Origin of the sequence: Sphingomonas sp. ATCC 31555 (assembly GCF_000282895.1) — a bacterium.
Classification (GTDB): domain Bacteria; phylum Pseudomonadota; class Alphaproteobacteria; order Sphingomonadales; family Sphingomonadaceae; genus Sphingomonas.
Genome location: NZ_ALBQ01000013.1, coordinates 57,699 through 80,838 on the forward strand (window position 1 = coordinate 57,699; position 23,140 = coordinate 80,838).

Genomic DNA, 23,140 nt, shown 5'->3' on the forward strand with positions numbered 1-23,140 from the left:
TTCCCCTCTCCGTTCCCGGGACGATCTAAGGGGCGACCCCATCAACTTCCGGCCGGGCGTTCGCTGCTGGCGGTCAGGCTCGGCGCGAGCACGAGGCTGTCGATCGCCGGGGGATGGGCGGGATCGAAGCTGCGAGCGTCGGGGAAGAGGTGTGCGCCAAGGTTAGGCACCGCTTCGGCAATTCCTGCCGCCACCGCACGGGCGAGCAGCCAGGCGCCGGCATTGTTATGGTGCGTCTTGTCGCGCCCGCCATCGTTGAACAGCTTTGCCGCTTCGGCCGGGCCATAGGCTTCGTACAACGCGATCGTTGCGGGCTGGAGATCGACGAGCGGCACCTTCGCTTCGGCCGCAACCTTGCGCATCGCCTCGGCATAGTCGGCCAGCGTATGGCGGATGCGCCCCTGGTCGAAATTGCGGCGCTCGGGCGACGTCACCAGCACCGGTTGCCCGCCGCGTCGCCGCACCTCGGCGATATAGGTCCGCAGCCAGGCGGGATAGGTGAGGACAGGGTCGACATAGGTTTGCGGCCACTCGGCCTTCTGGTCGTTATGGCCGAACTGGATCAGCACCCAGTCGCCCGGCTTCACCTGCGACAGCAGCTTGTCGAAGCGCAGTTCGGTGACGAACGACTTCAGCGTCTCGCCCGATTCGGCATGATTGGCGATCGCGACCTCCGGCCGAAACAGCGCGGGTAGCATCTGTCCCCAGCTTGCGGCGGGTTCGGCGCGCTGATCGGTCACGGTGGAGTCGCCGGCCAGAAACACCGTCGGGACCGTTGCCGGCTCGATGGTGACGCGCTGCACGCGCGGATCGCCCAGAAATTCCAGCGTCAGCTTGTCGTCCCAGGCATAGCTGCCCGCCTCCCGCGACTTGAGCCGCACCGCCGTGCCGCCGGGCGCGTTTGCCGGCGGGGCGGCCAGTGCTGCGGTGCGGACGTTGACGATGAAGCTGGCGGTGACGAACTGCCCGGGCGCGGTAGTGACATCGCGCAGCATCAGCCGGCGCGATTCCGCCTTGACGGTGGTGCGCGAGCCGGCGCTGGCATCGCCCAGCCGCACCGTCACACGGTAATTGCCTTCGGGCACCGCGACCGAAAAGAGCCGTTCGCGGTCGCGCCCGCCGGGCTCATAACCGTGGCTGCCGGGGCGATAGGCGGTGCCTTCCGCCACCGCCACGCTTTCGGGCCGCGGCGGCGCGCCGGGGGCGAGATCGAAGAGGAGCGGGCCGGTCACGGCCGCGAGCATCGCCAGCATCGCCATTGCGTCAACCCCGGCTTATTTGCGGCTGGAGAGATCGAAGGAAAGGTGCGGCGGCTGGTTATAGGCCGTGTTCTGCCACGCGATGCCCAGCCGGTAGACAGGATCGTGCATCAGCGTCGGCAGGCGGATCGCCGTCGGCAGCGGCGTCGTGTAGACGCGCAGTTCCTTGCCGTCGGCGCTGGGCAGAATCAGTTCCTCGCGCCAGTCGCCGAGGATGTCGGCGGAGAGCGCCGGATTGCGCTTGGTGCCGTTGTTGGATGTGGTGCCCGGGGGATCGAGCAGCAGTTTCTCGCTGCCCGCCGTCCAGTCCCACTTCGTGATCCGCGCGCCGTCCAACAGTTCGGACAGCGCATCGCCATCCCAATAAATGCGGAAATTGGCCGCCCGCGGATGGCCGCCCGGGATCACCTGGCCCCGCGCGTCGAACAGGTCGGGCGAGTTGCTTGCCCATGCCTCGGCGCCGGGATGGCGCGGATCGATGTCGGCGGCGAGCCCGCGGCCGGTATCCTTGTCGGCGGGGGTGGACCAGAGCAGTGCGCCGGTGCGCGCATCGAGCATCGCCGCACCGCGATTGCCGCTGCGGCGCATCTCCTCATGCACCCCGAACTTCTCGAGGCCGGGGCGGGCGGGATCGAGATCGCCGACATGCATCGCGTCGCCATGGCCGAGGCCCGAGGACCACAGCCCCTTGCCGTCGTCATCGACGGCCATCGACCCGTAGATCACCTCGTCGCGCCCGTCGCCATCGACATCGGCGACCGAAAGCTGGTGGTTGCCCATCGCGCCGAACGTGTCGTTGCCCGGCGCGGCGCTGTCGAACAGCCAGCGCTGGGTAAGCTTGCCGTCGCGCCAGTCCCAGGCGCCGATCGCCGAGCGCGCATAATAGCCGCGGCCGAACACCAGGCTGGGGCGCTTGCCGTCGAGATAGGCGACGCCGGCCAGATAGCGTTCGGAGCGATTGCCATAGCCATCGCCCCACAAGGCCTTCAGCTCGGCTTCGGTGTTCCCTCCGCGCGGCGGCGCATAGGGCGCGGTGGCGAGTGCGCGGCCGGTTCGCCCGTCGAACACGGTGAGATATTCCGGCCCATCAAGGATGCGACCCTTGAGGTTCGCGAGCTTGCGCCCGTCGCTGGTGAGGGTGGAGCCGGTGCGATCGCCCACTTCCACGGTCGCGTCGCCGTGGCGCCAGTCCTTCGAGGGGTCGCCAATCGGCTTGCCGGCCCCGTCGATCGTGCCGTCCGCCGTCTTCATCGCCACTTCGGCGCGGCCGTCGCCGTCCAGGTCGAACACCATGAACTGGGTATAGTGCGCGCCCGAGCGGATGTTGCGACCCAGATCGATCCGCCAGAGCTTCTTGCCCTCCAGCGTGTAGGCATCGATCAGCGTCTCGCCGGTATAGCCGGCAAAGGCATTGTCCTTGGCGACGCTGGGGTACCATTTCACGATCAGTTCGTAGCGCCCGTCCCCGTCGAGATCGCCGACCGACACGTCGTTGGCCGTGTAGCCGTAGCGTTCGCCTTCCGGTGTGGTGCGGTCCGCCGGCGGATCGAGCGGAATGGGGAGATAGCCCTGCGTCCACACACCCACCGCCGCGCCCGCGGCGCCGCCGTCCACCGCCAGCGCATAGCGTGCCGCAGGGGTGCCGTCCTTGTCGTGGAAGCTGGTCGGCTGGCCCGCGCCGATCCGGGCAATCGCCTTGCCGTCGCGGTACAGGGTAAAGCGGATCGTCTTGGCGTCGGTGCCGAGCAGCCGCCACGTCACCGCGACGCCGCTGTCCGCCGCCGGTACGGCGACCAGTGCCCGGTCGAGCCGTTCGACCTGCCGGCCGCCCGGCCTTTCAGGCGTCTGCGCCGCAAGCGGTGCCGCCAGCGCGGCGGCGATCAGGGCGAAACGCATGGGCGGCATCTCCTGGGAAACAAAAAAGGCGGGCCGCCGGGGTGAAACAGCGGCCCGAGGGGAGGTTGCTCAGAACTGGAAATTGACGCCGACGTTGAACGTGCGCCCGATGCGCGTCTGGAACAGCGTGTCACGCCGGACGCTGTCGATATAAAGGTTGTTGCGCGCATCGGTGAGGTTCTGCGCCTCGACGATCAGCTTGATCTGGTCGGTCACATTGTACGAGGCGGAGGCGTCGACGAAGGTGTTGGGCGAATTGCCTTGCAGATCGCTGCCCGGCGATGCGGGGATGCCGCGGATATAGCGATCGCGATAGGCCGCCGTCGCGCGGATGCTGAACTTCGAATCTTCGTAGAAGATCGTGCCCGAGGCGGTGTTCTTCGACAGCCCGACCAGATCCGCCGTGGTCGTCACGGTCGGAATGCCGTTGGCGCTCGCCAGGATGTAGCGGATCTTGGAGGTGACGCGGGTATAATTGCCCAGCACGCCGAGATTGCTGAGGAAGCCCGGCAGGAAGCGCAGCTGCAGCTGCGCGTTCACTTCCACGCCGTTCAGCTTGCCGCCCGGCGTGTTAAGCGGCTGCCCGATGGTGAATTCCTCGGTCGGCGCGGTGTTGGTGTTGTCGAGCAGCGCGGCGGGAAGGCCCAGCTGGTTGAACGGGATCTGGCTGGTGACGCGCTGGATGTAACTTTTGATATTCTTGTGGAAATAGGCGACCGAGAGGAGCGATCCGGGCTGGAAATACCATTCCAGCGCCGCGTCGAACGTGTCGGCGCGGATCGGATCGAGGAACGGGTTGTTGATGTTGCCGACGCGAGTCGTGGCCGTTACGCCGCTGGTCGGCGCCAGCTGGCCCAGTTCCGGCCGCGACATCACCTTGGCGGCGGCAAGGCGAACGAGCAGGTTCTGCGCCGGCTCGATCACGATATTGGCCGAGGGCAGCCAGTCGTCATAGCCGCGCAGCACCTGGCCATATTGCCCGCGCAGGTTGGTCGGCGTCTGCCCCGGTGCCGCCACGGCGATATAGCCGGCCGCGAGCATGTCCGTCCGCACATAGCGCACGCCGATATCACCGCGCACCTTCACCGGCAGCGCGAAGCCGGTGTCGAACACCGCCATCGCATAGGCGCTCTTCACTTCCTCGCGGATGCGCGAGGCGCCGGCGCCGCATTCGTTGCGGCAGAACTGGATCGCGTCATAGTTGAAGGTCTGCGACCATTTGTCGGGGTCGATTGCCGCCCAGCTCTTGGGGGCACCGCTGCCGAACAGCGTGTCCAGCCCGCTGATCTGCCGGGTCAGGCTCGCCAGGCTGGTGCCCGCCGGCAATGCCTGCACGATCGTCTGCGCCGCATAGGGCAGCGAAGTATAGGCGTTGAAGTCGCTGCTGCGAAACTGCACGCCGCCGCGCAGCTTGATCGCGTCGCTGAACGTATAGTCGCCGTTCACTTCGGCGGTCAGGTTATCGGTCTGGTTCTTGGAAGGCTTGCCCTGGAAGCTGAAGCCGCCCAGCACGGTGCCGTCCGGACGGTTTGGCGCGTAGGAGAAATTGGCCGGGTTCGACACGTCGAAGCCGAAGCCGAGCAGCGGCGTGCTGCGGCCATTGCGGAAATCGACCGAGAAGTTGGGCGTGTCGATCGCGTCCATGAACGTCTGGAAGCGCTGCGGATTCCACCAGACCGACTGGTTCTTGCCGAAGAACAGGTCGAGCTGGAACTTGTCGCTGAAGCGGTGGCGCAGATTGACGTTGGCCTGCTTGAAATCCGAGGTCCAGCGATCGACCAGCCCTTCGGAGCGGACGTCGACACCGTCGAACAGGCCGTAGATCAGCGCGCCGCTCGAACTGAACTGCGCTTCGCGCACCGACACCATCGGCTGGCCATTGTTGGTGATCGATCGCCCGAACGAAATGCCGGCGATGTAATTGTCGCGCCGCTCCACTTCGAACCGCGAATAGATCGCGTCGACGCTGATGTCGGTATTTTCGTCGGGGCGGAACTGGACGGAGAAGGTGCCGCCCATGCGCTCGGTATCCTGCTCCGAATTCACGTAGCGCGGCAGGCGGGGCAGGAAGGCGCCGCTACCCGGCACGTTGGGCAGGTCCGCGCGGCGCAGATTGGCGATGGTGTTGTACGCCGTCGTGGTGCTGGTGCGCGGATTGCCGGTGCTGCACTGCGTGGCGGTGGCGCCCTTCACGCCCACCGCCGGGCTCACCGGGGCATAGCCGATCGGGGTGCAGAAGGGTTGGACCGGTGCCGGCCCGCTGCCGTCAGGATCGACGCCGTTGGTGTTGGCGGAAAGAATGTCCACCGCCGAATAGCCGACTTCGCGCAGGTGCCGCTTCTGATAGGCGAAGCTGGCGAGCACGCCGAAGCGGCCATCATCGGATTTCTTGCCGATCAGGATCGAACCGCGCGGATCGACCTGATCGCTGATCTGGTTGTAGACGCCGCGCGCCGTGGCGGTGAGCGTGAAATCCTTCTTCAGGTCGAGCGGCTTGGGCGCGCTGAGATCGACGGTTGCGCCCAGCGAGCCTTCCTCGACATCGGCGGAGGTCGTCTTGCGGACCGCCAGCGCCGAGAAGATTTCGGTGGGGAACACGTTGAAGTCGAAGCTGCGGCCCGAATTGCCCGCGCCGTAAATGTCGGAGGAGCCGGTCTGCGAACTGCCCTCCATTCCGTTGATGCGGACGCGGGTGAAGGCGGCGCCCAGACCGCGGACCGAGATGTTGCGACCTTCGCCGCCATCGCCGCGGGACAGCGCGACACCGGGAATCCGCTGCATCGATTCGGCCAGGTTGCTGTCCGGGAACTTGCCGATGTCTTCGGCCACGATCGAGTCGATCGCCGCGGTTTCATTGCGCTTCTGGCTCAACGCGCTGTCGAGCGAGGCGCGGAAGCCGCGGACAACGATTTCCACTTCGTCCTGTGCCGGCGTGCTCGCGGGCGCGGTCTGTCCCTGCGCGAAGGCCGGCCCGGCCGAAGCGAGCGCGATGGCCACGGCGAACCCGGAGCTGCCGATGCGAATGGCGGTGCTGTGTCGTACGGAACGATGCGTCATCATCCCCTCCCTTGCTGTGCTGCCGCGTCCGGAATCGGCGCGGCTTGTCTCAATCTACGTCGAGCTGTCCCACAATGTATTACGTAGTTCCACCATTTCGCCAAGTGCTTTTTCGCTCGCGCCTTCTCGTTTGACGCAAAACAGCCCCGCCGCAGGGGTGCGACGGGGCTGTGTATCGGCGGAAAGGTGGTGTTCCGATCAGTGGCAGGCGGTGCTGCCAAGCGCGTTGGTGCGGGTCAGATCCGGTCGTTCGGGCAGCACCTTCTCGGCGATCGGCAGCTTCAGGTTCTTCAGTTCCTGGGCGACCAGATCGGCGATGGCACGGGCGCCGACTTCGCTGAAATGGGTGTCGTCGTCGACGCCCTTGGGGAAGCCCGGCGCCTTGTCCTCGGGCTTGAGGTGAAGGTACAGCGCGCGCGATCCTTCAGGCCCCAGGCGCTGGACCAGTTCGGCCGAGCGCGCCTCCAGGTCGAGCAACGGCGTGTTGGTGCTGGACACCAGCGCGCGCATCACCTCGCTATAGGCAGCGAAATCGGCCTTCACCCGCGTGCCGTCGAAGCTGCGGCGCACCGGCGGAGTGACGAGCACCGGCACCAGTCCGTGGCCGCGCGCCTCCCAGATCATCCGCAACAGGTTGTCGCGGTACAGCGTCGCTGCCGGCGCATAGCGTTCGGGCTTGGTGGTGCTCGAATCGTTGTGGCCGAACTGGATCAGCACCACGTCGCCCGGCTTGGCTTCGGCGATCAGCGAATCCCACCGCCCCTCGGCGATGAACGACTTGGTGCTGCGCCCGCCGATCGCGCGGTTCACCACCACCGTATCGGGCTGGAGGCCGCAGGGCAGCATCTGCCCCCAGCCGCTCTGCGGATAGCGATCGGCCTTATAGACTTGCGCGGTCGAATCGCTGGCGATGAACAATCGATCCTGGGCGCAGGCGGGCGCGGCGAAGGCCAGGGTCGCCGCAGCGGCGAGCAGCACCCGCCTCATTGCAGGTTCACGAACGCGCCGCCATCGACCAGCAGCGCGGCGCCGGTGACATAGGCTGCCATGTCGGAGGCGAGGAAGACGATCGGCCCTGCCAGATCCTCTGGCTGGCCCAGCCGCCCGAGCGGCACCCGGCCTTCCATGTATTTGCGCTTTTCCTCGTCGGCGAGATCGTCCTTGTTGATCTCGGTGAGGATGGTGCCCGGCAGCACCGAATTGCAGCGGATGCCGTGCCGGCCGAGCGCGATGGCGGCGGACTGCATCAGCGAATGCAGCCCCGCCTTGGTGGGGGTGTAGTGCGTTTGATACTCGCCGCCGACCAGCGCCGAAATCGAGGAAACAGCGACGATCGCGCCGCCATGGCCCTGCGCTACCATCTGGCGGGCTGCCGCCTGGCACATGAAATAGCCGCCGAGCAGGTTCACCTGCATGGTCCGCTGCACCGTTTCCACCGGCATGTCGAGGAACGCATGGAAGGGGCAGATGCCTGCGTTGGAGACCATCGCGTCGAGCTTGCCGAACGCCTCCACCGCGCGGGCAACGAAGTCTCCCGCCGTGGCGGGATCGGCGACATCGCCCTTCACCGCCAGCGCGCGCCGGCCCATCGCCTCGATCGCGGCGACCACGGCTGCGGCATCGTCATCGCGGCTGTGATAGTTGATCGCCACATCGGCGCCGGCTTCCGCCGCCCCGATCGCGGCGGCGCGGCCGATGCCGGTCGACCCGCCGGTCACGACGACGCTCTTCCCCTCCAACAGCTTCACATCACTCTCCTTGTCTAGCGTGGTTTTCGGGCACGCGGGCGCATCTCCGCGCTCCAGCCCAGATCGGTGCTGATCGCCTGCGCCGTGCCGCGCACCTGCGCGCTCAGCGTCGCCATGCGATCATCGTCCATATATTGCGCCGCGCTCGATACGCTGATCGCCGCAACGATGCGGCCGGAGACGTCGCGCACCGGCGCCGCCACGCAGCGGATCAGATCCTCATTCTCCTCCAAGTCGAAGGCATGACCGGCCTGGGCATAGGCGCGCATCCGATCGAACCACAGGCCCTGTTCGGTATGTTGTTGCCCGCGGCCGGCATCCGCGGCGTAGAGCCGTTGCCATTCGCCTTCCGCCGCGTCGATCAGCAGCGCCTTGCCCAGCCCGGTGGAGGTCAGCGGCTGGCGATCGCCGATCCGGCTGGAGATTTCCACGCGGCGGCGACCCGGGATCTTGTCGAGATAAAGGGCCAGGTCGCCGTCCATCCGGCCGAGATGCACCGTATCCTCGGTCTCCGCCGCCAGCGATTCCATGCGCGGCCGGGCAATCTGGACGATGTCCGCCTGGCTCTGCGCCAGAAAGCCGAGCTGGATCAGCTTCGGCCCCAGCTGATAGCCGTCGCGCGGCAGATAGCTCAGGAATCCGCGGTCGATCAGCGCGTTGGCCAGCCGGTGCGTCGTCGAGCGGGTCAGCCCCATCCGCTGCGACAGTTCGGCCAGCTTTACCGGGCCTTCGATCACCTTGTCGAGCATGTCCAGCCCGCGAACGAGCGTCTGGCTGCCCTGGATCTTGGCGCCCCCGGCGGATGCCGGGGCGCCATCCGCGCTTTCTGTATTTGACGTGGAGCGTTCCATCAATTAACATCCTATCCCATAAAGTGAGAAAGTAAAGCTTCAGGAGGATGCCGGGCAGCCGAGCAAGGCTGCGATCCACCCGCACATCTTGGTCGCTCGCGTACCATATACTGGCATCGCGCGCGCCAGAATTTCACATTGTCGGAAACCGTCCAGCCATCTGGGATGGACGTCAAAAGGGAAGCGTCGAGCCGTGGTAGCCGGACTCTCCAAGATCAAGCATGTACGCGCCTATACCGTTCGCGGCGGCGGCGCCGATTATCACGACCAGGGCGCAGGCCATTGGATCGACGATCACATCGCGACACCGATGGCGCGCTATCCCGAGTACCGCCAGTCGCGGCAGAGCTTCGGCATCAACGTGCTGGGCACGCTGATCGTCGAGATCGAGGCCGAGGACGGCACGATCGGCTTCGCCGTCACCACCGGGGGCGAGCCGGCCTGCTATATCGTGGAGAAGCACCTCGCCCGCTTCCTAGAGGGGCGTAGTCCCACCGAGTATGAGAAGATCTGGGACCAGATGTACTTCTCGACGCAATATTACGGGCGCAAGGGGCTGGTGGTGAACGCCATCTCCGGCGTCGATCTGGCGCTGTGGGACCTGCTGGGCAAGCTGCGCGGCGAGCCGGTCTACCACATGCTCGGCGGCGCGGTGCGCGACGAGCTGCAATTCTATGCCACCGGCGCGCGGCCGGACATCGCCAAGGAACTCGGCTTCATCGGCGGCAAGCTGCCGCTGCACCACGGCCCGGCCGAGGGCATCGAGGGGCTGAAGAAGAACATCGCCGAGCTGGCCGAGATGCGGTCGCGCGTCGGGCCCGATTTCTGGCTGATGTGGGATTGCTGGATGGCGCTCGACGTCGACTATGCCACCCGCCTCGCCATCGCCGCGCACGAGCATGGTCTGAAGTGGATCGAGGAGGCGATCAGCCCCGACGATTACTGGGGCTATGCCGAGCTCAAGCGCAACGTGCCCAAGGGCATGCTGGTCACCACCGGCGAGCATGAAGCGACCCGCTGGGGCTTCCGCATGCTGCTGGATATGGATTGCTGCGACATCCTCCAGCCGGACGTGGGCTGGTGCGGCGGCGTAACCGAATTGCTCAAGATCTCGGCGCTGGCCGATGCGCGCGGCAAGCTGGTCGTGCCGCATGGTTCGTCGGTCTACAGCTACCACTTCGTCATCACCCGCCACAACTCGCCCTTTGCCGAGTTCCTGATGATGCATCCCGGGCCCACCGAGGTGGTGCCGATGTTCCATCCGCAATTGCTGGGCGAGCCCGTGCCGCAGAACGGCCGGCTCCGCGCGAGCGCGCTCGACCAGCCCGGCTTCGGCGTCGAGCTCAATCGCGAGCTGTCGATGCATCGTCCCTATACGCACTGAGAGATTCCATGAACGCATATGCAGGACGTTTCGCCGGACGCTCGGCGGTGATCACGGGCGGTGCTTCCGGCCTGGGGCTGGCAGTCGCGCGGCGGCTGGTGGCGGAAGGCGGCAGGGTCGCGCTGTGGGATCTCAATCCCGATCAGCTGGCGTTGGCGGCCAACGCGCTGGGAGGCGCGCATACCGAGCAGCTCGACGTATCCGATGCCGCCGCGGTCGCGCGCGCGGCAGACGCATCGGCGGCGGCGCTGGGCACGATCGATATCCTGATCTGCTCCGCCGGCATTACGGGGGCGACCGTTCCCGTCCACGAATTCCCGCTCGATAGCTGGGCCCGCGTGATCGACATCAACCTGAACGGCCTGTTCTATTGTTGCCGGGCGGTGGTGCCGCACATGCTGGCGAACGGCTATGGCCGCATCGTCAACGTGGCGTCGGTGGCCGGCAAGGAAGGCAATCCCAATGCCTCGGCCTATTCGGCGTCCAAGGCCGGCGTGATCGGCTTCACCAAGTCGCTCGGCAAGGAACTCGCCGGCAAGGGCGTGATCGCCAACGCGCTGACCCCCGCGACGTTCGAAAGCCCGATCCTGTCGCAGCTGCCGCCCAGCCAGGTCGAGTATATGCGCTCGAAGATCCCGATGGGCCGACTGGGCGAGGCCGAGGAAAGCGCCGCGATGATCCTGTTCATGGCGAGCGAGGAATGCAGCTTCACCACCGCCTCGACCTTCGACACCTCGGGGGGGCGGACCACCTATTGAGGGTGATCCCGGAGAGAGGATAAGATGGCCCGCGACCTGCCGTTCGTCGATGCGCATGTGCATCTCTGGGATCTCGCGCATATTTCCTATCCCTGGCTGACCCCGCCCTTCGGCGAGGACGGTCCCAATGGCAGCGTCGCGCCGATCGCGCATACCTATCTGCTCGACGACTATCTGGCCGATGCGGGGGGCTGGGACGTGCGCGGTATCGTCCATGTCGATGCCGGTGCCGCGCCCGAGGCGGCGCTGGCCGAAACCGAATGGCTGCAGGCGATGGCCGATGCGCGCGGCATGCCCAACGCGATCATCGCCTTCGCCGCACTCGACGGTCCCGATGTCGATACGCTGCTCGCCGCCCATGCCCGGCACCCGGCGGTGCGCGGCATCCGCCACATCGTCAACTGGCATCCCGATCCGCGGCGCAGCTATACCGCGCGCGACGTGACGCAGGACGAAGCCTGGGCGCGGGGTTTCGCGCGGCTCGGCCGCTACGGGCTCAGCTTCGATCTTCAGGCCTATCCGGGCCAGTTCGAAGCGCTCGCCCGCCTGATCGCGCGGCACCCGGAGACGCAGGTGATCGTCAACCATACCGGCATGGCAGTGCCCGGCGAATGGGAAGGCTGGCGGGCGGGCATGCGGGCGCTGGCGGCGCTGCCCAATGTCGCGACCAAGCTTTCGGGCATGGGCTTCACCCATCGGCCGTGGCGGCTCGAGCAGATCCGCGAATACATTCTGGAAGCGATCGACCTGTTCGGCGCCGATCGCGCAATGTTCGCCAGCGATTTCCCGACGGACAAGTTGTTCGGCAGCTTCGCCGCGCATCTCGATGCCTATGCGGCAATCACCGCCGACTTTGGGCGGGAAGAGCGAATCGCGCTGTTCGCCGGCAACGCCAACCGCATCTATCGACTGGGCCTCCAGCTCTAGCTGCAGGCACATTGTCGGCGGCGTACGGCTTTGTCGGACAATTTGTCCGGCATTTCGCGCACCATCTTGCGCGGCGACGAAAAACTGATATCGTTCTAACAAGTGAATTAGAAGTTCACAATGTGGGACAAGAGCCAAAGAGCTCAATGCCCGGGAGCAAGGCGGAGCGGCGCGCCGGGGAGGCGCACTGCACGGGAACCGCCAGCGAGAGCTAGGAGAGGGAAGACATGTACAGGGGACTCCATTCGCACCGCCATATCGCCGCTACCGCATCCTGGGCGGTGCTGGGGCTGATGCTGGCGGGCGCCGGCACGGCGCACGCGCAGACGTCCGGCGGGCAAGCGCCGAGCGGCACGGAACTGACCACCGCGCAGGAAGAGGCAATCGTCGTCGTCGGCTCGCGCGCCAGCCAGCAATCGGCCAACGATCGCAAGAAGAACGCCCGAACCGCGACCGACTCGATCGTCGCCGACGATATCGGCTCCTTCCCCGATCGCAACGTCAACGAAGCGATTTCGCGCGTGCCCGGCGTCGCGCTCAGCCGCAACGAATTCGGCGAAGGCGATGGCATCGTGCTGCGCGGTAACGGGCCCGACCTGACGCGCGTCGAACTCGACGGTATCGGCGTGCAGAGCACCAACGGCCTCGCGATTGGCGGTTCGGGCGGTCGCGGTGCCGATCTTCGCGAACTGCCGGCGGAAATCGTAAAGTCCATCGACGTGGTGAAGGGCTCGACCGCCGACATGACCGAGGGTGGCCTGGGCGGCACCGTCCAGATCAAGACGCGTACCGGCCTGGATTTCAAGAAGCCCTATTTCTCGCTCCGCGCGGGCGCCGGCCAGAATTCGCTGGGCAAGGATTGGACGCCGGACTTCAACGGCGTATTCGCCAACAAGTTCTTCGACGATCGGCTGGGGGTGATCCTTACCGGTACGTACAGCAAGCTGCAGAACAACGGCCACATGTACGAGACGACGACGAGCGGCAACCGCGGCTATTCGCGTCTGTTCGATTTCGATCAATCGCCGGACAAGACGTTCGAATACAACGTCAACACGATCGGAACCGATGCCGCCGATATCCGCTTCGCCAATAGCCTGGAGACCCCGCGCAGCCTGGTCACCAAATCGGCGTCGGCCAAGACCAAGGCCGATTGCTTCACCTTGTTCCCGCATAACGGTACCGCAGCCGCGGCGGCCCGCGCCCAGCGTATCCTCGAACAGCAGACCTGCCTCAATCAGTGGAACGACTATACGCCGTCGCTGATCCGCAACTTCACCAGCACGCAGACCGATGAGCGCTATTCCTTCGACGGCCGCCTTGATTTCCGCATCACCGATCGTCTCACGGTGTTCGGCAAGGCGACCCTGGCCAACCGCAAGGTTCATGACCAGTTCCGCAGTCGTAACCCCGTCACGCTGTTCAACCAGAACGTGACCGGCACCTTTCTGGACTCGACCACGGGCTATCCGCGCGTTCGCAGCCTCAATCCGAACGCGGGCGCGGGCTATTATCTGTTCGATGGTTTGAACAATGTCGGCAACAACGCGACGATCGGCAACGTCCTGAACGTCGTCCCCAGCAGCATCGTGGTCGATTCCGAGCACAACGTCACCGCGATGACGCTCACCAACAATTCGGTGAACATCGATCAGATCGAAAATCGGATCGACACCAAGACCAGCTATTATCAGACCGGCTTCGAATGGCAGGGTGAGCGCATCTTGCTCGAAGGCATGGCGGGCATGACCAAGGCCACCACCAGCCGCGGCGACATGCGTACATCCCGCTCGTACATGTACGGTGATGCCCAATTGAAGCTGCAGTCGAACGGCCTCTGGGACATCCAGCTGCCGGCCAATTATGACGAGACCAACCCGGCCAATTTCGTGCAGCTTTCGGCGCCGCGCTGCATCGGCGCTGGCACAGCTCCCAGCTGTATCGGACAGGCTGCCGTAGCCGCGACCGAGTTCAACCCCGCGACTCCGGCCTATACGGTTGGTCAGCTGCCGCTCACGACGCCGACCTTCGCCGTGCAGTATACGCCGGCACTGGGCGAAGCGACCGAGAAGATCGCCAAGCTTGACTTGACCTATGACACGGACGGCATCCTGCCGTTCGTCAAGCGGGTGAAGGTGGGCGGCATGTTCCGCAACAACGAAATCCAGCGCTGGAACAATGGCGGTTACACGGTCAGCTCGCCGGTAGGCACCTTCGGCCAGCCGGGCTTCGTGCCGGGGGTGTATGTACCGACGGCGATCGTGCGCGGAAGCCTGCGCGCCTGCCAGCCGACTGCGACCTCCACCGTATCGTGCAACTATGGCTATGTGCCGAGCACCGATCCGCGTTCCGCGCGCTCGGGCACCGATACGCTGACGCCGCAGCAGCTGCAGGATCTGTTCGCCCGCACGCTGGAAGCACCCGACTCGGCTTATTTTGGCGATCTGCCCAATCGCGGCAATCTGCCGCCGTCCTGGCAGGGAATTCGCACCGACAAGCTGTTCGAAGCGCTGGGCGCCTCGCAATTCATGAACTTCGACTGCCTGCAGACCTGCGTCGGCAGCGACGGCAAGACCTATGCCCAGCCGGTCACGCGTGCGGACGAGACGATCTACAACGTGTATGGCATGTTCGATTTCGAACAGGATCTGCCATGGGGCCTTCGGGTCACCGGCAACACCGGTGTGCGCGGCGTGTTCATCCGGGTGAAGGGTACGGGGCTGCAAACGCTGAACTCGATCCGCGTGACGCCCGCGTTCGATGCGTCGAACCCCAATGCACCGGGCGGCTTCATCACCCAGACGTTCAGCCAGCTGGTGACCGTCGACCGCACGACCCGCGACTGGTTGCCGACGTTCAACCTCAATCTGTGGGGGTTCAACGACTCGCTCGTCTTCCGTGTCTATGGCGGCAAGACGCTGGCGCGACCGAACATGAACAATCTGGTCCCCGGCGGCACCTGCACCATCGACGAGCGGCTGACGCTGACCGAAGGCGAGGATGTCAACAATTGCACCGCCGGCCGCGTCGGCAATCCGGGCCTCAAGCCATTCACCGCGTGGAGCTACAATGCCAGCCTCGAATGGTATCCGAACCGCGACACGCTGATCTCGGCCACCTATGGCAAGCTGGACGTAAAGATCGGAAGTCCGATTGGGGTGACGCGAGTCGAGCGGCCGTTCGCCGGCAGCAGCGAAACCGATCCGGGCACGGGCCTGCCGCTCGCCGATGTGCAGTTCAACGTGCCCACCTGGGACAATGGCCCCGGCTACAAGCGCGACATCTGGGAATTCCAGGCGAAGACTGCGTTCACCTTCCTGCCCTGGTTCCTGAAATATACCGGCGCCGACGTGAACCTTTCGATCCTCGCCTCGGCCGCGACCTCGGGCCAGCAGGATCCGCTGACCGGCGACATCATGCTGCCGCCGAACGAGTCGCGGTACAACACCAATGCGTCGATCTGGTATGACGATGGCAAGCTGAACCTGCGTCTGGCGATGCAGAAGCGCAGCTCCAGCTTCAACTGCATCACGCCGTGCGGCGGCAACACCACCGACATCAACTATCCGGGTGAGCAGTGGACCAACGTTCGCTTGGTTGCGCCGGGCTATAATCCAGGCATCCCGCGCTTTTCGGACGAGACCACCTTCTTTGACGCCAAGGTTTCGTACAACATCAACAGCAACTTCCAGGTGTACATGGAAGGGCGGAACATGACGCGGGAATCGCAGACCTTCTCGGCCGGCGAATATGTCCGCTTCGCCGATGGTACGCCGCGCGTGATGCGTCTGATCTATGGTGGTCGCCGTATCATGGGCGGTGTGCGCCTCCGCTTCGGCGGCTGATGCCCGCCGCACGCACATCGTGATCGTTGCCGACGCCTCAGCGGTGCTGGGGCGTCGTGCTGTTTGCGGCGTGCGGCTCGGCTATGCCACGGACGTCGGGTGGCCGAGTGCGGCGCTGATCTCGGTCGCGGCGGCGTGGACCTGTGCCACCAGCCCGTCCAGCGCGGCATCCTCCACATATTGTGCCGGACTGACCACGCTGATCGCCGCGACGATGCGGCCCGCGGCATTGCGGATCGGCGCCGCCACCGCGCGCAGATCGTCGGGCGGGGGACTGCGATGCACCACCGCGCCGCGGGTGCGGGCGGCATCCAGATTAGCGCGGATCCCCGCTTCGCCCTGCGGCGCGGGCCAGCGCGCCAGCAGCGCCGTCAGCGCTTCCGGCGTCTCGTCCATCAGCAGCGCCTTGCCCAGGCTGGTTTCCGGCAGCGGCCTGCGCGTGCCCACCGGCGTGTTCACCACCACGCGCTGCGCCCCGCCCACGCGGTGGAGATGCACCGAATGATCGCCGTCGCGCTCGCCCAGAAAGGCGGGCATCTCCGTGGCATCGGCCAGCGCGCGCAGTCGATCGCGGGCGACCTCCACCACGCTCATCCGTTCCTGGGCATGGACGCCGAGCTGCATCAGCTTCGGCCCCAGGCGCAGCCCGTCGCGCCCGTCGGTGACGAAGCCGCGATCGACCAGCGCCAGCGCCAGCCGTCGCGCGGTGGACACGGTAAGCCCCGATTCCGCGGCGAGTTCGCGAATGGTGCGCGGCCGGCGCGCGAGCAGGTCCAGCAGGTCCAGTCCGCGTTCCAGCGTTTGCGTGCCGGCGCGTGGCGCAGCCTTCTCCTCGGTCATCCACTTCCCTCGTTCCCAGAACGGAATGGAGGTACGCACCCGCGCGGGCGCGGTAAAGTGGCTTGCTCAGCGGCGGCCGTGCAGCGCCGCGCGCGCTTCCTCGGTCACGGCATAGACGACCTGGCGTTGCGCGCCGCGATTATGGTGATCGACGCGGTACCCCTGGTAGCGCCGCCGGACGAGTCCCGCGCGCACCAGTTCGGACACGGCGCGGCTGACATTGGTTCGCCCCGAAAGCTGAATGCGGCGTTGCACTTCCGCCGCGATCGCCCGCTCGGCCGCGTCTTCGTCGGCGGGTAACTGCCCCTGGGCGGCGAGATCGGCGCGTGCCCGTTCCGCCAGGCCCAGCCGACGGGGATCGCGGCGAGCGACCGGAGTCAGCGCCTCGCTCAGCCAGTCGCGCACCGGCACGCGCCGGTCGCCTTCGCGGACGAAGGGGCCGGCCCAGCCGCTGCGGTCGCTTGCCTGTGCGATCAGGTTCAGCACCATGAAGCTGTAGCGCGGGCGCTCGCACAGCGCGGTCAGCCGGTCGAGCAGGGCGGGCAGGTCCAGCGCGCGCGCCGAGGGGGCGGGATCCGGTTCGGTGCGCGGCGCGGCGGCGAAGAGATCGGGCTGGAACATAGCGGGAATCAAAGCACATCGGGACTCCGCTGTGAATCCCTTGCCGCGGCTGGCCTGCACTTTGACCAACCGTGGCACTTTACCGGCCCGGGTAAAGTGCCACGAATGGCAGGCCCTGCGACGGCGCCGGCCAAGCCCTTTGGTCGCTCCTACACCGGAGCGGTGAGCGTGACCCGTCGCATCGGGAGTCCGGCGCCCCTATGGGCCCTGGATGTTATGCCGCCGATGAGGTGGCAGATGCCGTCCATAGCGCGCTGCGCTTCGGCAGCAGGAAATAGCTGAACGGCAGGATCGCCGCGCCCACTGCCGGCGCGTCGGCGGAAAGCTGGGCGCGGGTGATCGGCGCCAGCGACGGCGCGTGGCGCCCGCGTTCGGCGAGCAGCGCCGCCGTGCGCTCGGCCAGGCGATCGACATGGCGGGCCGGCAGCCGGCCACCGATCAGCACGGCTTCGGGGTTGATCAGGCAATTCACCGCGATCAGCGGCTCGACGAGCAGCTCGGCCGCCTGTTCGATCCAGGCATCGACCACGGTTTCGATCGCGGGGTCGCGCCCGTCCCCCTCCAGCATCGCCTGCAGGCTGTGGCCGGCGGCTTCCAGCGGCGCTGCCAGGCCGGAGAGCGAGACATGCGCCTGGATCTGGCGCACCACGCCGTCGGGATCGCGGCGGGTGAGGAAGCCGAGTTCGCCGCTCCGCCCGGTGGCGCCGCGAAAATAGTTGCTGTCGATCACCAGCCCGCCGCCCAGCGCGGAGGAAATCAGGATGTAGAAGAAGCTCGAACGGCGCAGCCCCTGGCCCAGCTGCAGTTCCCCCATTGCGGCGGCCGCGGCGTCGTTCTCCACGAACACGGGCACGTCGATCGGTTCGGCGAGCAGTTCGGCCAGATCGATCGTATTCCACCGGGCATAGGCATCTGGCTTGCCGGGCAGTTCGATGCGGCCCAGATCGTCCGGCGTGGCGACGCCCAGGCCCACGATCCGCGCCGGCTCGACCCCGGCGGCGGCCAGCATCGCGGGTGCCTGCTCGCGGTAAAAGGCGGCGACCTGATCGGGCAGTGCGAATTCGATCTCGCGGCTCGCCCGCGCCACTGTCTGCCCCAGGAAATCGACCAGGACGAGGGTGACATGATCGCGATCGATGTTCAGGCCCAGCGAATAGCAGGCGTCGCGATTGATGATCAGGTTGGTCGGTGGCTGTCCACGCCCGCCGAACCGCCGCCCGGCTTCCTGGATCAGGCCATCGGCAAGCAGCCGCCGCGTGATGTTGGCGATCGCCGCCGCGGTCAGCCCGGTGATCTGCGCGAGATCGACGCGGGTAAGCGAACCATTGACGCGGATCGCGTGGAGCGTCACCCGTTGGTTGTGATCCGCCGCGCGCACCAAGTTGGTACCCGAAAGGCCGATCGGAGGACTGCTGCTGTTCATGATGGTCGCGATATCAGTCGATTTGCTATCCCCGTGCAAGGGCGCGGCCGGCAATCTCGGTTGAATTCGGAAATTTGGTGAATAAACACCGGACGCGGCCTCGATCGAATGCAGCACCGTGCGCAGGCCGGCTCGATCCTGGCCGGCGGCAGAGGAACTGGGAGGGAATATCGATGCGCAGTTTCACTCGTGCGATGCTGGCCGGCGCTGCGTTGATCGCCTTTGCTGCGGCACAGGCGGCCGAGCCGGAGAATGCCGGCCCTTACAACGCGAGCTTCCTCGCAGGCGGGATCGGCATCGATCGGCCGCTGAACGGCGCCGACACGCTGGTCCGGGCGGGCGCGCCGCTGACCCTTTCGGCCTGGGTGAAGCCCGATCTCGCGCAGCAGGGCGTGGTGACGCTGATCGCGTTCGGCGATCCCGCGGGCGATTGCCGCTGCCTTGCCCTGCGCGGCGGCGCCTTGCACTTCTTCGGCAGCGGCAACGCTGTCAGCAGCACCGCCAAGCTTTCCCCCGGCCGCTGGAGCCATGTCGCCGCGGTGATCGAAGGCGGGCGGGTGCGCCTGTATGTGGACGGCAAGCCCGCCGGCGAAGGCGTGGTGAACGGCGCCGCCGTGGCGCCGCGCATCGCGCTGGCTCCGGTGGTGGCGGGGCAGGGCCATTTCGGCGGATCGCTGGTGCGTGCGCAGCTGCGCGGCGTGGCACTCGGCGCGGCCGAGGTGCAGGCCGAAGCGGCCGATGCGCCCGCGTTCGAGCTGGTGCAGATGTGGCAGGTCGGCGTCGGCTGGGATCTCCAGAAGACCGCCAATATCGGCATGACTCGCCAGCAGGATCCCTGGACGCTGCCGCAGAGCGATACCGCCTATTCCGCCCCGGTGCCCAAGCCGGTGCCGGTGCTGCCGCCGCTTGCGCCGCTCGGCCCGCTCCGGTGGCAGATCAACGGCTGGCAGCTCGCCGCCGCGCCGGGCGTGCCGCAGGACGGCGCCGCGCTGTCGCGCCCGGGCAAGCCGGAAGGCACCTGGCATGCCGCGACCGTGCCGGGCACGGTGCTGACCACGCTCGTCGATCGCGGCGTCTATCCCGATCCCTATTACGGGCTGAACAACCTCAAGATCCCCGAAAGCCTGGCGCGGCAGGATTATTGGTATCGCACCAGCTTCACCGTGCCGGCCGAAGCCGCCGGCAAGCGGCTGACCCTGGTGTTCGGCGGTATCAACTATGCCTCGGAAGTGTGGGTGAACGGGCGGATGCAGGGCGGCACGCGCGGCGCCTTCATCCGGGGCCAGTTCGAGATCGTGCCCACGGCCGGCGAGAATGTGATCGCGGTGCGCGTCTCGCCGCCGCCGCACCCGGGCATTCCGCACGAACAGTCGATCAGGGCCGGCGTCGGCGAGAATGGCGGGCAGCTGGCGATCGACGGCCCCACCTTCATCGCCACCGAAGGCTGGGACTGGATCCCCGGCATCCGCGATCGCAACACCGGCATCTGGCGCCCGGTGGAACTGGTCGCGACCGGCGACGTCAAGATCGGCGACCCGCAGGTCATCACCGATCTGCCGCTGCCGCGCACCGACAGCGCCGACATCTACATCACCGTGCCGTTCGTCAATCGCGGCAGCGCGGCCCAGCCGGTGACGATCCGCGCCGCCTTCGACGATGTGGTGGTGGAAAAGACCGTCACCGCCGCCCCCGGCGCGGGCGAAGTGCGGTTCACGCCGAGCGAGTTCCGCCAGCTCACCGTGCGCAATCCGGTGCTGTGGTGGCCGAACGGCTATGGCGATCCGGCGCTGCACGATCTGAAGATCGATCTCGCCGCCGCCGGCCAGCCGAGCGATGCCCGGTCGCTTCGCTTCGGCATCCGCGAGGTGAGCTACGATTTGTCGCTGTTCGATCATCTCGGCCAGCTGCGCCGCGTGAACGTGCAGACCACCGACGGCGCGCTCGCCGGCCAGCAGCTGATCGACGTGCGCCACGCCGCGCTGAAGCGCAGCCCCACCGGCTGGGCGGCCTCGCTCACCCCCATGGGCGAAACTTCGAAGGCGGTCACCGCCATTCCCGACGAGACCCTGCCCGAGCCGCACCTCGTGCTGCGCGTCAACGGCGTGAAGATCGCCGCGCGCGGCGGCAACTGGGGCATCGACGATGCGATGAAGCAGGTCAGCCGCGAACGGCTCGCCCCGTATTTCCGCCTCCAGCGCGAAGCGCACATGAACATCATCCGCAACTGGATGGGCAATAACGACGAAGAGGAATTCTTCGAGCTTGCCGACGAGAACGGCATGATGGTGCTCAACGATTTCTGGCAATCGACCCAGAATTTCCAGGTCGAGCCGGACGATGCCGCGCTGTTCCTGGCGAATGCCCGCGACGTGGTGGCGCGCTATCGCAACCACCCCTCGATCGTCGTCTGGTTCGGCCGCAACGAAGGGGTGCCGTATCCGACCCTGAACGAGGGCCTGGACAAGGCGATCCGCGAGCTAGACGGCACCCGCTGGTACACCGGCAGTTCGAACGAGGTGAACCTGCAAGGCTCCGGCCCCTATAATTATCGCGCGCCCGTGGGCTATTTCACCGATCTCGCCACCGGCTTCTCGGTGGAAACGGGCACGCCATCGCTGTCCACGCTCGAATCGGTGGCGGCCAGCGTGCCGGCCAAGGATCGCTGGCCGCTGTCCGATACCATGGCCTATCACGACTGGCATTTCGGCGGGAACGGCGACACCAAGAGCTTCATGGCCGCGCTCACCACGATGTTCGGCCAGCCGCTCAGCTTCGAGGATTTCGAGCGCAAGGCGCAGATGATGAACCTCGAAACGCACAAGGCGATGTTCGAGGGCTTTCTGGGCCATCTCTGGACCAAGAACAGCGGCCGCCTGCTGTGGATGAGCCACCCGGCCTGGCCGTCGAACATGTGGCAGATCTACAGCTGGGATTACGACACTCATGCGTCCTACTACGGCGCGAAGAACGCCGTGGAGCCGGTGCACATCCAGATCAACCGGCCGGACAACACGCTGGTGGTGCTCAACACCACGCGCGAGGACGTGCGCGGCCTTACCGCCAAGACGCGGGTGGTGAGCCTCGACAATGTCCAGCTGTTCGCCCGCACCGACAAGGTGGACGCGCGCGCCAATCGCGTGACCGCGCTCGATCCGGTGCCGCTCGACCGGCTCTATGCGGCGAGCCCCATGCTGCTGATCGAGCTGACGCTCAGCGATGCCAAGGGCAATATTGTCTCGCGCAACTTCTATTGGCGCGGCCGCGACGACAGCACCTATCGCGCGCTGGAAACGCTTGCGCCAGTGTCGCTCGAGGTCCAGGCGAGCACGCCCAAGCCGGAAGGCGAGGACAAGGTGATCGCCGTCACCGTCTCCAACAAGAGCACCATCCCGGTGCTCAACGCCAAGCTCACGCTGGTCGACGCCGAAGGCAAGCGCATCCTGCCGGCCTATTACAGCGACAATTATGTCTCGTTGCTGCCGGGCCAGCACCGCGTGCTCAGCGTGCGCTATCCGGCGAGCGTGACGGCAGCGGCGCATCTCAGCCTGCGCGGCTGGAATGTGAGCCCTGCGACGGTGTCGGCGACGGGGAAATAGGCTGCCGCGGCCATGAAGCCGCGCGCTGCAGACTAGGCGGTAGATGGATATAGAAGACTGGCAGCTGGCGCCCCACTAGCGGACATTGAAGCTCCCTGAGACACTGTGCGCATGCGAGCTATTGCCCTTACAATCATAGCCATATCGCTTCTGGGTTGTGACAAAACCAGAAGCCAAACCAGTAGCTCACCTTCCGAACAAGCATCGTATTTAGGTGCTTTCCCGCCGGATAACACCTCGAAGTTCCTCAATGGCGACTTGATAGAAGTTCCTAAATCAGGTGTGTTCTTCTGGAACACACAGCCGATAGATGCCAGTACGTTGGTAGCATACCTGTCTGAGAAGGCGAAGTTTTCCAACGGGGGCGGCCGGGTGGTAATTCAAACGGAACCGGGCACTCCAACCGAGCGGGTCGCGTGGGTGAGGGCTGAGGTGGTGAAAGCAGGCCTCTGCAGAAGGCGAGGTTGTGCGGAAGCACCGTGGAAGGCGATTCGCCCCGTTATAAACTGACGACCGAGATATCCGCTTCCCACCAACATCGGTCGCCGCCGAGAAGGTTCGCGCTAGAGGCGGCCGTTGGTCTGAGGCCAGCGGAATGACGGCTTTCGGCCCGACCGCTAGGCTAAATAACCAAGAGTAGTGGTTACCGGTCTTTGGTGACCGGCAGGAACAGGCTCCACGTTACGATCACAACCGCCAGCCAGACCATCGATGTGTAGAACAATTGATCGATGAGCTTGAAGGGGCCCCACGACCCGCCTCGCCAGAGCTCTCCATCCCGTACAGCTGGGACCACTACACCTGTCATGAACTCTTGTGACAGCCAGTGGCTCATGCAGAACGGAACAATCCAGCCTGCTGAAAACAACGCTAGGAGAGCACGTTTCAAAAGCCTCATTGCAATAATTTAGCAGCATGAAGGATTTCCGCAACTG

General features: G+C 66.0%; 15 protein-coding genes. 5 read left to right on the forward strand and 10 right to left on the reverse strand.

Annotated elements, in window-relative coordinates; genetic code table 11:
* Nucleotides 1-41: 41 nt before the first annotated feature.
* The 6 genes from B215_RS0106685 to B215_RS0106710 all read right to left on the reverse strand — a co-directional run bounded on the left by B215_RS0106685 (nt 42) and on the right by B215_RS0106710 (nt 8,811).
* Nucleotides 42-1,259 (reverse strand): rhamnogalacturonan acetylesterase, encoded by a 1,218-nt coding sequence (locus B215_RS0106685; protein WP_019368867.1) that lies wholly within the window; start codon nt 1,257-1,259, stop codon nt 42-44.
* Between the two features lie 15 nt (nt 1,260-1,274).
* A complete protein-coding gene (locus B215_RS0106690) occupies nt 1,275-3,155 on the reverse strand; it encodes a rhamnogalacturonan lyase (protein ID WP_160327944.1) in 1,881 nt (626 codons plus the stop codon).
* A gap of 69 nt (nt 3,156-3,224) precedes the next feature.
* The gene (locus B215_RS0106695) at nt 3,225-6,212 is read right to left on the reverse strand and encodes a TonB-dependent receptor (protein ID WP_236704406.1); all 2,988 of its coding nucleotides are present in this window, start codon (nt 6,210-6,212) and stop codon (nt 3,225-3,227) included.
* Between the two features lie 198 nt (nt 6,213-6,410).
* Nucleotides 6,411-7,199: a rhamnogalacturonan acetylesterase gene (locus B215_RS0106700; RefSeq protein ID WP_019368870.1), complete on the reverse strand. Its 789-nt coding sequence runs from the start codon at nt 7,197-7,199 to the stop codon at nt 6,411-6,413.
* Nucleotides 7,196-7,960: an SDR family NAD(P)-dependent oxidoreductase gene (locus B215_RS0106705; protein WP_019368871.1), complete on the reverse strand. Its 765-nt coding sequence runs from the start codon at nt 7,958-7,960 to the stop codon at nt 7,196-7,198. The genes B215_RS0106700 and B215_RS0106705 overlap by 4 nt, the downstream gene beginning before the upstream one ends.
* Nucleotides 7,961-7,974: 14 nt before the next feature.
* Nucleotides 7,975-8,811, reverse strand: coding sequence for an IclR family transcriptional regulator (locus B215_RS0106710; RefSeq protein WP_019368872.1), 837 nt, complete (start codon nt 8,809-8,811; stop codon nt 7,975-7,977).
* Between the two features lie 193 nt (nt 8,812-9,004).
* Between B215_RS0106710 and rhmD the strand changes: the two genes are divergently transcribed.
* From rhmD to B215_RS0106730, 4 genes are all read left to right on the forward strand, one after another.
* Entirely contained in the window at nt 9,005-10,195 is a 1,191-nt protein-coding gene (gene rhmD / locus B215_RS0106715; RefSeq protein WP_019368873.1) for an L-rhamnonate dehydratase, read from the forward strand.
* An 8-nt stretch (nt 10,196-10,203) separates the two neighbouring features.
* Nucleotides 10,204-10,953: an SDR family NAD(P)-dependent oxidoreductase gene (locus B215_RS0106720; protein ID WP_019368874.1), complete on the forward strand. Its 750-nt coding sequence runs from the start codon at nt 10,204-10,206 to the stop codon at nt 10,951-10,953.
* A 24-nt stretch (nt 10,954-10,977) separates the two neighbouring features.
* Entirely contained in the window at nt 10,978-11,880 is a 903-nt protein-coding gene (locus B215_RS0106725) for an amidohydrolase family protein (protein WP_019368875.1), read from the forward strand.
* Between the two features lie 227 nt (nt 11,881-12,107).
* Nucleotides 12,108-15,725 carry a TonB-dependent receptor gene (locus B215_RS0106730; protein WP_050990142.1) on the forward strand — a complete coding sequence of 1,206 codons (3,618 nt, stop codon included), beginning with the start codon at nt 12,108-12,110 and terminating at the stop codon, nt 15,723-15,725.
* 81 nt (nt 15,726-15,806) lie between these two features.
* Here B215_RS0106730 and B215_RS0106735 read toward each other — a convergent pair whose 3' ends face one another.
* From B215_RS0106735 to B215_RS0106745, 3 genes are all read right to left on the reverse strand, one after another.
* On the reverse strand, nt 15,807-16,565 hold the full coding sequence (locus tag B215_RS0106735; protein ID WP_019368877.1) for an IclR family transcriptional regulator: 759 nt from the start codon (nt 16,563-16,565) through the stop codon (nt 15,807-15,809).
* Between the two features lie 66 nt (nt 16,566-16,631).
* A complete protein-coding gene (locus tag B215_RS0106740; RefSeq protein WP_019368878.1) occupies nt 16,632-17,186 on the reverse strand; it encodes a hypothetical protein in 555 nt (184 codons plus the stop codon).
* Between the two features lie 214 nt (nt 17,187-17,400).
* Entirely contained in the window at nt 17,401-18,609 is a 1,209-nt protein-coding gene (locus tag B215_RS0106745) for an ROK family transcriptional regulator (RefSeq protein ID WP_037513258.1), read from the reverse strand.
* 173 nt (nt 18,610-18,782) lie between these two features.
* On the opposite strand from B215_RS0106745, the gene B215_RS0106750 reads away from it, so the two are divergent.
* Entirely contained in the window at nt 18,783-22,205 is a 3,423-nt protein-coding gene (locus tag B215_RS0106750) for a glycoside hydrolase family 2 (RefSeq protein ID WP_026009033.1), read from the forward strand.
* A 643-nt stretch (nt 22,206-22,848) separates the two neighbouring features.
* On the opposite strand, the gene B215_RS21775 is transcribed toward B215_RS0106750, so the two are convergent.
* On the reverse strand, nt 22,849-23,073 hold the full coding sequence (locus tag B215_RS21775; RefSeq protein WP_237718456.1) for a hypothetical protein: 225 nt from the start codon (nt 23,071-23,073) through the stop codon (nt 22,849-22,851).
* Nucleotides 23,074-23,140 lie beyond the last annotated feature (67 nt).